This is a genomic window from Edaphobacter sp., assembly GCF_035532915.1.
Lineage (GTDB): Bacteria > Acidobacteriota > Terriglobia > Terriglobales > Acidobacteriaceae > Edaphobacter.
Genome location: NZ_DATKQC010000436.1, coordinates 1 through 12,019 on the forward strand (window position 1 = coordinate 1; position 12,019 = coordinate 12,019).

The following is a 12,019-nucleotide window of genomic DNA, read 5'->3' on the forward strand; positions in this document are numbered from 1 at the left end:
TTTATTACGACACAAATCCGCAATGCGAGCAAAGCGCCGAATACGATGCTCGCAGCGCTGTCTGCTGTGCGAAGCCTTCTTGGCTGGGCCGATTCCTACGCTATCGATCTGGAAAAGCGCTTCTCCAGCCGGCACTTTCTGACTGAGTCCGAAATCGAGTCACTCAGAGCGTACTTTGGGTCACGTGATATTCAGCACGAGTTGAACGGCGGAAAGGTGGCGCGTTTTCCCAGGCGTATGGAGAGTGCTCGTGCTGCGCCGATGCTTGCGGATGATCGCGTATCCAGTGCAACGCTCTACAACCGGATGACTTATGCGGCCAATTATCTGGAGTGGCTAGCGGTCCGGATCGTAGAACGCGAGGCTCGCCACGTAGATGGCGAAACGCTGGAACGCATCAAGGCAATGGCGTACAGCATCCGCAGGCGGCGACCAAATAAGCCGGCGCGGTCGCTCCTGGCCGCAAGAAGAGGGCTCTCCGAGGAGGCACAGCAGCGGCTCCTGGACTTGATACGTCCGGATTCACCTCATAACCCATTCGAGCCGGAAGTCCGACAGCGCAACCAGCTCATCGTGCATCTTCTTTATGACCTCGGGGTCCGTGCCGGCGAATTACTTGCGCTTAAAGTAACCGATTTCAATTTTGAACAGAACGAGGTCGTGGTAGCGAGACGGCATGGGGATGCCAATGACCCGCGGACGAACCAGCCCGTGGTCAAAACCATGGATCGCCGATTACCGCTGACCAATTCCCTCGCGGCCGAGGTATCCCACTACGTTATAACCGAGCGCCGCCGGCTGCATGCTGCAAGGCGGCATTCGTTCTTGTTGGTCACACACCAGTCCGGACCTTTTCAAGGTCAGCCATTATCGATGAAGGGATTGAACAAGATATTCGCCACCATCCGAGAGAGCGAGCCTGAGCTTCTGGCCAGACTCTCACCTCACGTGTTACGACACACGGCATGCGATCGATTCTCTGCGCTGATGGACACCAATCGCGTGCGAGTGCCGGAGGAAGAAAAGATGCGCTCCTACCTGATGGGTTGGAAGGAGGGTTCGGGAACGGCAGCCGTCTACACACGTCGGCATACTGCGAACAAGGCCCGCGAGGCGTCATTGCAACTCCAGCAGCTGCGACACCGGAAGAAGGAGGGTGACAATGGATAATTTGTCGTCTTCAATTCCAGTCGCGTCGATCGTCACATCTCGCGATGGGTATCAGTTTGATTTGGCGTCTAGGAAATGGAAACTATCTCGCGACAGGACTGTATCGCTGGAATGGGTACAAGATGTGCTTTCGACCTCGTTGGCGGAATCTCTGGTCAAAGTACTTGTGCACTACGCGATTACTTATTCAGCCGATCACACCAACAATATTTGTGACCGGTTCCGAGCTTTCACGAGATGGGTTAGTGCAAAAAGGGGGCCTTTGGAGCGAATTTCCTCAGTCGACTTGATCAGCTATCGAAGCACACTGGATAGCAAGCACGAGTGGTATCTGGCGGTGATTGGAGGTCTGCTAAAGACGTGGGTTGATCTCCGTGTTCCAGGTATTGATGTAGGCATTCCATCATTACTCAATGGCTGGACGTTGAGGGGAAACACCAAGGGACTGGCCGTCCAAATCAAGTGTCCCATCCAGGGGCCGCTCTCCGATCTTGAATATGAGGCGTTGCAGCAACGTCTGCTTGATGCATTCGAACGGAATGAGATCTCCCTGGCTGACTTCATACTGGTGACGCTATTCATGGCCACCGGGAGGCGCCCTGTTCAGTTGGGTGATTTGAAGGGTTTGGATCTTGTCGGGGCTACATCGTCGGATGGGTTGCGTGAGTTTGTTCTCAATGTGCCAAGGCGCAAACAGCGTGGCAGCGGTTGGCGTTCCGACTTTAAAGCCGTCGCCTTGACACCTGAGATCGGATTGGCACTGCGGGGACTCATCTTGGAGAACGAAGCAAAGCTCCGCGCTCTCTGGCCCGATTTGCCGAATGATTTGCTGCATCTGCTGGCTGTCTTTCCAGACTGGGATGCGATACGTAAGGCAGCAAAAGAGGTGCCTGCGGTGCTGTTGTCTCTGATCAGATCCGAAGCTCTTCATATCAAGACACATAAATTGAGTGACAGACTCAAGAACGTGGTTGCCTCATTGTCCGTGCCGTCCGAGCGGACTGGTAAGTCGATCAAGGTTCGCCCAGTACGATTGCGTCGAACCTTGGCGACCCGCGCAGCGCGTGAGGGTTACGGATCGCTGATTATCGCCGAACTGCTCGACCATACCGACGATCAGAATGCGCGCGTCTATACCGAGAATGTTCCAGAACACGTTGATGCCATCAACGAGGCGGTTGCGAGACAACTAGCCCCACTCGCCCAGGCGTTCGCCGGCGTGTTGGTGGATCGAGAGTCTGATGCCGTGCGCGGTCTGGATCCTAAGAGCAAGGTGCGCACAGACAATGGAGATGGTGCTGGTACGTGCGGCCACTTCGGTTTTTGCGGTGCCCTGGCCCCTATCGCCTGCTACACCTGCAGGCACTTCCAGCCATGGCTGGATGGTGCTCATGAGGAAGTCTTGCAGGGGTTGATCGCAGAGCGCGATCGCATCCTGGAAATCACTCATGATCCGGCCATTGCGTCGGTTAACAACCGTACGATCTTTGCGGTGACTGAGGTTGTCCAGCGCTGTGAAGCGCGTCGAGCGGAGATTGAGGGAGCCAAACGCCTTGGCTGACATCATCCAGTTCGTGCCGCGCCATCAGCGAGCGACAGAGGGGAACCTGGTGGAGTTCATCCGCGTCTGCCGGGCTGAGTTGACCGTGTTCGGCGCGAACCTGGACTGGAGTGCTAATTATTGGCCAGCGGCAGGTGTGTCGTTCCGGAATCTCGATCAAAAGGCACGGAATTTGGATCCCGCCAATGTCATGAAACAGCCGTTCCTCGACTTCGCGAAGGCTTACTTTCGCTATCAACAGGGGCACAAGCCAACCGGAGCAAAAAACGAGACCCGTGCCCTGAGATGTTTGGAGCGCGCCTTGATTGAACGACGCGAGGGCACCGACCTGCAGTACATTGACTTGGCCATGCTTGATCGCGCCGCGGTCCTCGCACGCGCACAGTACTCGGCCGGTATGGCCTGCCATGTCGGGCGCGAGCTTGCCCGTCTCGCCAGCTTTCTGTCCGAGAAAAACCTGATCTCAACCCGACTGGACTGGAAGAGCCCCATCAATCGCCCGAGCGATACGGTGCGGACCGGGAAGAAGGCACAGGAGGAACGGGAAAAGAAGCTTCCCGCGAGTGAGGCGCTCGACGCCTTGGCAGGTATCTTCGCAAAGAACCCGAAGGAATCTCGAGATATTTTCACAACGTCCACTACGGCGTTGCTACTCTGCGCGCCCTCGCGTGTCTCCGAGGTCCTCGCTCTTCCTGAGGACTGCGAGGTGTGGGAAACGAAGCGCGACGGTACGCGAGCCTGCGGTTGGCGGTTCCAGCCTGGTAAGGGTGGAGCGCCGATGATCAAGTGGATTCCTGACGCCATGGTGAGCGTAGCGCAAGAAGCCATTCGTCGCATCCGTGAGCTGACAAAGGAAGGTCGGCATATTGCGTCTTGGCTGGAGAATAACCCAGAAAAGTTCTATCGCCATGGTGGCTGTCCACAGGTACCGGAGGACCAGCCATTAACTATCCTGGAAACCGCAGCAGCACTCGGAATCCATTATGAGAACGAGGGGTACTGCCGGACGGAACTTCTTCGTCTTGGTTTGTCGGGTCGTGATCGTGTGAACTCGCTCGCGAGCCTGAACCGTTGGGTGCATGCACGCCTTCCCGATGGATTTCCGTGGTTTGACAAGCAACGTGGAGTGCGGTTCTCGGAGGCGCTTTTTTGCCTTCAGGACAAGCAACTGCGTATGGATACGTCAGCAAGCGTTTTCATGGTCTGGAAACCAAAAGCCAATACGCTAAATTTTGACCTTCAAACGCGCGAGATAAATCCGGGATATCTCTCGTCGAGTATTTTCGACCGGCATGGATACAACGCCGACAGGCAGAATCCATTGAAGGTGACGACGCACCAGTTTCGGCATCTTCTCGATACGATGGCGCAACGCGGGGGTCTGAGCCAGTCCGAGATCGCGCGCTGGTCCGGCCGCGTCGACATAAAACAGAACCGGGTGTATGACCACATGTCGGAGTTTGAGCTGGTTGATATGCTTCGCCACCACGACGTGGCTCTGACGCTAGATCGTCCACTGGAGGAGATCGCCGAGCAGATCGCGTCCCAGATCCCCATGACGCGACAGGAATTCAACACGCTGACAATCCCAACCGCGCATGTCACCGAATATGGATTTTGCATACACGATTACGTAATGGCGCCGTGCCAACGCTTCCGGAATTGCCTCAACTGCAGCGAACAGGTTTGCATCAAAGGCGATCGTCGCTTGGACCGCATCCGGGCCCGCTATGCGCAGGTCAAGGAACTCAAGGAACGGGCTGAGCGGGAGATTGCCGAGGGCTCTGCGGGTGCCGACCGTTGGTATGATATCCATGCACTTACCGAGAAGCGCCTGGCCGCGCTCATTACCATTCTTGAGGATCCTTCGATCAAGGACGGTGCAATTGTGCGGCTGCGGAATGAGCATGAGTTCAGTCCTCTGCGCCGGGCGGTCGAGGCGAAGGCGGAAGCGGGACGGTTGAGTGAGGATCAACAACCACTACTGGACGGCCTGCGCGGACTACTGGAGAAGTCACATGGCTAAGCACCTCAGTGATCGCGATATTGAATGCGTGGTCGGCATTCTGGATGGTTGGCGGGATAAGCTGACGTGGGAGGCATTAAGCGCCGCTTGCCAGCCTGTAATCGGCACCGCTCCAGCGCGCCAGACGCTTCATCGGTTTATCCGGATCACGGATGCCTTTAAGGCCGCGAAGATTCGTCTGAAGAGCAATCAACCGGAGATAAAGACCCCGAGCATGCGGGTTGCCAGCGAACGTATTGCGCGTCTTATAGTAGAGAATGAACGCCTTAAGAGGGAGAACAGTCGGTTTCTGGAGCAGTTCGTTGTATGGCAGTACAATGCGCATGTGAAAGGGCTAAGCGATATTGATCTCAACAAGGCGCTTCCCGCGATTGATCGCGGCAATACGGAATGACCACGGGCTCGGCTGGCTGAACTCTTACTTGACGCTGGCCTATAAAAATCGTCGTAGCAGATTTAGTCATGGTTGCATCAGCCTAACTCTTGTCCGCAGAGCTCAAGACAAATAAGGAATTGCCCAGTGAGCCCAGAGACTCATTCCCAACTTGCCAATTTTATCTGGAGCATTTGCAATCTGCTCCGCGGTCCGTACAAGCGCAACGAATACCGCAAGGTCATCTTGCCACTGACGGTGCTGCGCCGCTTCGATTGTCTATTGGCCCCCACCAAGGCGCAGGTGCTCAAGGAATACGCAACGATCAAGAGTAAGGGTGAAAATATAGTTCGCAGTAAACTACAAAAGATAACCAGACGGCCGTTCTACAACCTCTCTAGGTTTGACTTGCCCAGGCTGCTCGACGATCCGAATCAGCTCGCGCCCAACCTCATTGCCTACATCAATGGTTTTTCACCCAATGTCCGCGCAATCATGGAGCGATTCGTGTTCGATCAGCAGATTACGCGCATGGTGGAGAAGAACCTGCTCTATGAGGTCATCAAAAAATTTACAGTGATCGATCTGTCCCCAGCCCGCGTGGACAATGTTCAAATGGGCTATGTCTTCGAGGAACTGATCCGGATCGGTGCGGAACAATCGAACGAGGAAGCGGGTGAGCATTTTACGCCGCGCGAGGTGATCAAGCTGATGGTTAACCTGCTGCTCTCGCCGGAAAAGGATCTGCGCAAGAGTCATGTGGTGAAGACTATCTACGATCCAGCCTGTGGTACTGGCGGTATGCTCTCGGTATCTGAGCAGTACATAAAGCGCCTTAATGCTGATGCTCAGCCCAAGCTCTTTGGTCAGGACTGGAACGATGAAGCCTGGGCGGTCTGTAAATCGGACATGCTCATCAAGGGTGAGGACGCCGACAACATCCGGCGTGACGACACGTTTACAAAAGATGGCTTTGACCGCGACGAGAAAGGCAACAAATACGCGTTTGACTACATGCTGGCGAATCCGCCTTTCGGCGTGGAGTGGAAGCAACAGCAAACGTACATTGAGCACGAAGCCGAGTTACTTGGCTACAACGGTCGTTTCGGTGCAGGGTTGCCGCGCATCGACGACGGCTCGCTGCTTTTCCTGCAGCATATGCTTTCCAAGATGCGTGCGCCTAAGGATGGAGGCAGCCGCATTTGCATCGTATTCAACGGCTCGCCATTATTCACCGGCGATGCCAGCAGTGGCGAAAGCAATATCCGCCAGTGGATCATCGAGAACGACTGGCTGGAGGCGGTGATCGCTCTACCCGATCAGCTCTTCTACAACACCGGTATCTCCACCTATCTATGGATACTCACTAATCGCAAGGAGCCAAGGCGCAAAGGCAAAGTCCAGCTTGTGGATGCCCGCCGGTTCTTCGTGAAGATGCCGAAGAGCCTCGGCAACAAACGCAACAAGATCGGCGATCCCATCGATCGAGCAAGCGAGCCAGACCAGATTGCCGAAATCACGAAGATCTTCGGCAACTTCACCGACGGGGAGACGCAAATCTTCACCGAGGAAGATCCAGTCACCCATCAGCCGGTCGAACGTGAGCGCATCGTCAGCAAGGTATTCGATAACGCCGATTTTGGCTTCCACAAGATCACCGTCCAGCGTCCGTTGCGGCTCAATTTTCAGGTCACGCCGGAACGCATCGCCCGACTGGAAACCGAGAAAGGTTTCATGACGCTCGCCACCAGCAAAAAGAAGAACGAGAAAGCCCGGCTCGCAGAAATCGGAGCCGGCAGGGAGCGGCAGAAGGCGCTACTGGACTTTCTTGTGGTCTTCGGCAATACGACACAAAAGAAGCTATACAAAGATCGTGAAACATTCCTTTCTGATTTGCGCCAATATGCGACATCTGTGTATTCCCTTCGTCTTTCTGCCACAGAACTTAAAGCCGTACTGAATGCCCTTGGCGAGCGCGATGAAACGGCCGAGATATGCCGCGACAGGAATGGCAAACCTGAGCCGGACTCGGAACTGCGCGATACCGAGAGCGTGCCGCTCAAGGAGAGCATCACGGAGTACTTCAAGCGTGAGGTATTACCCCATGTGCCCGATGCCTGGATAGACGAAAGCAAGACCAAGGTTGGTTACGAAATACCGCTCAACCGCTACTTCTATGTTTACGAACCGCCGCGACCGTTGGAGGTCATCGAGACTGACATAAAGACTCTCGAAGGCGAAATTATGGCGTTGCTTAAGGAGGTGACAGCGTGAGCGAGATTAAGCTCTTTCGGCTCGTTGCAGGCAAGGCTACTGAGGTGGCGGGCTCGGCTTCCGACTTGGAGAAGCCGCTGCAGACCCTTATCGAACAGAACCTCGAGCCTCTGCTCGGTATCCGGTTTCTTACCACAGAGCACTCCACTGGCAAGACACACGCGGGGCGCATCGACACGCTCGGAATTGACGAGAACGACTGCCCTGTGATCCTGGAGTACAAACGCTCTCTTGGTGAGAATGTGATCAACCAAGGACTGTTTTACCTTGATTGGCTTATGGACCACCAAGGTGACTTCAAGCTGCTTGTCATGAACCACTATGACAAGGAAGCGGCTGAGCGAATCGACTGGTCCGAGCCACGTCTCATATGTGTCGCGGCGGATTTCACAAAATATGACGCCCATGCGGTGCAACAGATGAACCGCAGCATTGAGCTGATTCGTTACCGACGTTTTGGAACTGACTTATTGCTTTTTGAGCTCGTCAATGCGACCACGGCCAAAGTTGGTACAGATCAGAAGGTCTCCAGGAATGCCGGTAAATTGACGCGAGCTGACAAGGATCGCGGTACAGACAAGACTATCGTCGAATCGTTGGCGGAAATGTCCCTATCCGTCCGTGAATTGTTTGAATCGGTTGAGGGCTTCGTAATGTCATTGGGCGACGACGTCCAGCGCAAGGACCTAAAGCTTTATGTCGCCTATAAGCGGTTGCGGAACTTCGTTTCTGTAGTAATACATAAGGACAAACTTGTTCTATATCTGCGCCTCGATCCCTCGAAGATCGAGCTTGTTAAAGATTTCACACGTGACGTAAGAAACATAGGCCACCGGGCCACTGGTGATATCGAAGTGACGATAAGCAACGACGCGAACTTCGAATGTGCGAAACTTCTCATCCGGCAGGCCTACGAAGGAGGCCCAAGTGCAGGCTAAGCCGTATCCGAGGTACAGGCCCAGTGGTGTCGGCTGGCTAGGTGACGTGCCTGTACATTGGGAGGTAAAGCGCGGACGCTTCTGCATGGATGTGAATCCACGTTCGAACAGGCTTTGGACGCTTGAACCCGAAGCTGAAGTCTCATTTATACCGATGGACGCTGTCGGTGAGTATGGTGGTCTTGACTTGGAACAGGTACGTGCCATCTCCGAAGTTGATTCGGGGTATACCGAGTTTGACGATGGCGACGTTGTGGTAGCGAAGATCACTCCTTGTTTCGAGAACGGGAAAGGAGCTCTTGCCGTCGGTCTGGTGAATGGCGCCGCGTTTGGAACAACAGAATTGCATGTTCTTAGGGCTACTACGGCTCTCGATCGTAGGATCTTGTTCTATTTCACGCTCTCGTGGCCATTCCGCAGCACAGGTGAAGGTGAAATGTATGGAGCTGGTGGACAGAAGCGCGTACCGCCAGAGTTCTGCAAGAATGTTCGGGTCCCGCTACCGCCGCCGGATGAACAATGCATGATCGCCCATTTCCTCGACCGCGAGACAGCAAAGATTGACGCGCTGGTGACGAAGAAACGGACACTGGTCGAGCGACTGAAGGAGAAACGCACCGCGCTCATCTCGCGCACGGTCACTAAGGGCCTGCCGCCCGACGCTGCCCGCGCCGCGGGCCTTAACCCGTACCCCAAGCTCAAACCTTCCGGAATCGACTGGCTCGGCGATGTGCCGGAACATTGGAACACTTGGAAGGCAACACATGGTTTCCGCAGAATCGGAAGCGGAACGACGCCCAAGAGCGACGATGCCGACTACTACGATGGAGACATTCCCTGGGTGACGACTTCAGAGTTGCGAGAAAGCGTTATCATGGATACCGCAACGAAGGTCACCGCAGCCGCGATCCGCGACTACCCGACACTCCGTCTCTACCCGAAGGCAACGCTTCTATTCGCGATGTATGGCGCGACCATCGGCCGATTGGGCATTCTCGGAATCCCTGCCACTGTCAATCAAGCGTGCGCTGCGTTTGCCGATCCACTGTACCTAGACACTCAGTTTGTCTACTACTGGTTCCAAATGCGGCGACCAACATTGATTGCCCTCTCAGCGGGAGGCGGCCAACCAAACCTAAGCCAGGACGATCTTCGGCAAGTAAGGATTCCGGCACCGCCGCTCGGAGAACAGCGCGTAATCGCTGACTTCCTCGACCACGAAACCGCAAAGATCGATCAGATGGCGGCCAAGGTCGAAGCCACCATCGATCGCCTGCAGGAGTACCGCACCGCCATCATTACCGCCGCCATGACCGGTAAGATAGATGTACGAACCAGGGCCGCTCGCCCGACTATACCGAATAGGGTATAATCTTAGATGGCCCAGGCCCGCTCACCGCGCGAGAAGCCGCTGCACTGGGTGGGCGCGGCGAAGAAAGATTTGCTGGCGTTTCCGGAGACGGTGGTGGACGATTTCGGTTATGCGCTCGGCGTGGTACAGCAGGGTGGGAAGCCTCCGTCCACCAAACCCTGGAAAGGGGGCGAGGGGCCAGGCGTTTTCGAGCTGGTGGAGGACCACCGGGGCGACACCTATCGGGTGGCCTACACGGTGCGCTATGAGAAGGCCGTGTATGTCCTGCATTGCTTTCAGAAAAAATCTCCCTCGGGTGTGCGGACGGCCCGCAGCGATGTCGAATTGATCCACGAACGCCTCAAGGCGGCGCGGGCGGATTACGAGGTGCGATATGCGAAAAAGACATGAGAAGGTCGTGGCCGGCAGCGGCGACGTGTTCGTTGATCTCGGCTTCGCGGATGCCGGCGAGAGAAAGCTGCGTGTGCAACTGGCGATGCGGCTCAACGAGCTGCTCAAGGCGCGTCGTCTGACGCAGGCGCAGGCGGCGGAGATTTTCGGGATTCCGCAGCCGCACGTTTCGGAGCTGGCGAACTACAAACTGAGCCGTTTTTCCTCTGAGCGGCTGCTGCGGTTCCTGACGTTGCTCGACCGCGATGTGGAGATCGTCATACGCCCGAAGGCGAAAGGACATCATTCCGGCCTCGTCTCGGTGTCGGGGGCGTGAGGTGCCGATAGCCGATAGCGGGATAGCAGAGCGATAATCTCATGGCCGCCAAAACCGAAACCTCGATTGAGAACCTGCAGAAATACCGCGCGGCGCTAATTACCGCCGTTGTGACCGGCAAGATCGACGTGCGAGGTACCGTGCACCCGAGCGCTGCTGCCCAGACCACGCCAGCTGTTGTTAGAATGAAAGTATGAACCGCGTCGAAGTCAGGCCCGAACTACTGCGCTGGGCGCGCGAACGCGCAGGGTTCAGCCCTAACACGCTGGCCAGGCGTTTTCCGAAGCTTGCGGCCTGGGAGCAGGGTGCGGCGCATCCGACGTTCAAGCAGCTTGAGGACTTCGCACGAGCCACCTTCACGCCGGTTGGCTTCCTCTTTCTTGACGCGCCGCTGGTCGAGCACATACCGATCCCAGATTTCCGCACCATTGGCAATACATATATCGGCCGTCCAAGCCCGGACCTGCTCGATACCCTTTACTTGTGCCAGCAGCGTCAGGAGTGGTATCGCAACTTTGCACGTACGATGGGACAGATGCCGCTCGCGCCGGTGGGCTCCGCGCGAATCACGGACAACGTCATCAGAACATCTGCAGCAATGCGACATATGCTCGGCATTGACCTCGAAGAACGGCGGCAACTGCCGACCTGGACCGAGGCGCTGCGCCGCTTCATCGAGCAGGCGGATGCCCTCGGTGTCTTGGTCATGGTGAGCGGGGTTGTGGGTAGTAATAACCGCCGCCGCCTCGACCCACAGGAGTTCCGTGGTTTCGCCCTATCGGATACCCTCGCTCCGCTGGTATTCATCAATGGTGCGGACACCAAGGCGGCACAGATGTTCACGCTGGCGCACGAGCTCGCACACGTATGGCTCGGGCAGTCTGCCGTCTCGGATGCTCAGGCCGTTCAAGTACCTGATAATGATGCTGAACGTTGGTGCAATCAAGTCGCGGCCGAAATGCTTGTACCGCTCGCGGTGCTGCGCAGCGAATACGACCAATGCGCCGAATTGTGGGCTGAGGCCGCTCGTCTTGCGCGACGCTTCAAGGTGAGCACTCTCGTGATACTGCGTCGAATGCACGACGCGGGGGGCCTCACGCACCAGCAACTATGGGATGCCTACGAGACGGAGCTTGCTCATCTACGCGCTATTCCACGGGGTAGCGGCGGCGATTTCTACCTTACGCTGGGAGCCCGTGCGAGCAAAACGTTCGCGCGAGCGCTGGTGACCAGCACACTCGAGGGTCAAACATCCTTCACGGAGGCGTTTCGGTTACTCGGCTTCAAGAAGATGGCGACCTTCCATGAGGTAGGACACAGCCTTGGAGTAGGCTTCTGATGGCCTATCTCCTTGATGCGGACGTGTTCATTCGCGCCAAGAACCTGCACTATGGCCTCGACTTTTGCCCGGCTTTTTGGGAGTGGCTAATCGAGCAGAACAGGGCTAGACAGGTTTTCAGCATCGAGAAGGTGGGCGACGAAGTTCAGGCTGTGGCCGACGAGTTGTCACTCTGGGCGAAGGCGCGGGGCGAAGGCTTCTATCTCAAGCCGGACGCCACGGTGTTCCCCGCCCTCGCCACCGTCAGCAACTGGGCGAAC

Annotated in this window: 12 protein-coding genes; all 12 read left to right on the forward strand. The window is 56.2% G+C overall.

Annotation, left to right across the window (positions count from 1 at the left end):
• Positions 1 to 1,170, forward strand: a 1,170-nt coding sequence (locus VMU57_RS20415) for a site-specific integrase (RefSeq protein WP_325386802.1), incomplete at its 5' end; no start/stop codon positions are given.
• A complete protein-coding gene (locus tag VMU57_RS20420; protein ID WP_325386804.1) occupies positions 1,163 to 2,731 on the forward strand; it encodes a site-specific integrase in 1,569 nt (522 codons plus the stop codon). The genes VMU57_RS20415 and VMU57_RS20420, both read left to right, overlap by 8 nt.
• Positions 2,732 to 2,780: 49 nt before the next feature.
• The gene (locus VMU57_RS20425; protein ID WP_325386806.1) at positions 2,781 to 4,757 is read left to right on the forward strand and encodes a hypothetical protein; all 1,977 of its coding nucleotides are present in this window, start codon (positions 2,781 to 2,783) and stop codon (positions 4,755 to 4,757) included.
• Positions 4,750 to 5,151: a hypothetical protein gene (locus tag VMU57_RS20430; RefSeq protein WP_325386808.1), complete on the forward strand. Its 402-nt coding sequence runs from the start codon at positions 4,750 to 4,752 to the stop codon at positions 5,149 to 5,151. The genes VMU57_RS20425 and VMU57_RS20430 overlap by 8 nt, the downstream gene beginning before the upstream one ends.
• A 126-nt stretch (positions 5,152 to 5,277) precedes the next feature.
• Complete coding sequence (locus tag VMU57_RS20435; RefSeq protein ID WP_325386810.1) at positions 5,278 to 7,404, forward strand: class I SAM-dependent DNA methyltransferase; 2,127 nt, start codon at positions 5,278 to 5,280, stop codon at positions 7,402 to 7,404.
• A complete protein-coding gene (locus tag VMU57_RS20440; protein ID WP_325386812.1) occupies positions 7,401 to 8,342 on the forward strand; it encodes a DUF5655 domain-containing protein in 942 nt (313 codons plus the stop codon). Before VMU57_RS20435 ends, VMU57_RS20440 begins: the two co-directional genes overlap by 4 nt.
• Positions 8,332 to 9,714 (forward strand): restriction endonuclease subunit S, encoded by a 1,383-nt coding sequence (locus VMU57_RS20445; protein ID WP_325386814.1) that lies wholly within the window; start codon positions 8,332 to 8,334, stop codon positions 9,712 to 9,714. Before VMU57_RS20440 ends, VMU57_RS20445 begins: the two co-directional genes overlap by 11 nt.
• Before the next feature lie 6 nt (positions 9,715 to 9,720).
• Positions 9,721 to 10,104, forward strand: a complete 384-nt coding sequence (locus tag VMU57_RS20450) for a type II toxin-antitoxin system RelE/ParE family toxin (RefSeq protein ID WP_325386816.1) — start codon at positions 9,721 to 9,723, stop codon at positions 10,102 to 10,104.
• 7 nt (positions 10,105 to 10,111) lie between these two features.
• On the forward strand, positions 10,112 to 10,420 hold the full coding sequence (locus VMU57_RS20455) for a helix-turn-helix transcriptional regulator (RefSeq protein ID WP_325386818.1): 309 nt from the start codon (positions 10,112 to 10,114) through the stop codon (positions 10,418 to 10,420).
• Between the two features lie 41 nt (positions 10,421 to 10,461).
• A complete protein-coding gene (locus VMU57_RS20460) occupies positions 10,462 to 10,617 on the forward strand; it encodes a hypothetical protein (protein ID WP_325386820.1) in 156 nt (51 codons plus the stop codon).
• Complete coding sequence (locus VMU57_RS20465; protein ID WP_325386822.1) at positions 10,614 to 11,759, forward strand: ImmA/IrrE family metallo-endopeptidase; 1,146 nt, start codon at positions 10,614 to 10,616, stop codon at positions 11,757 to 11,759. The genes VMU57_RS20460 and VMU57_RS20465 overlap by 4 nt, the downstream gene beginning before the upstream one ends.
• The coding region (locus VMU57_RS20470; RefSeq protein ID WP_325386824.1) for a DUF4411 family protein at positions 11,759 to 12,019 on the forward strand (261 nt) is incomplete at its 3' end. The genes VMU57_RS20465 and VMU57_RS20470, both read left to right, overlap by 1 nt.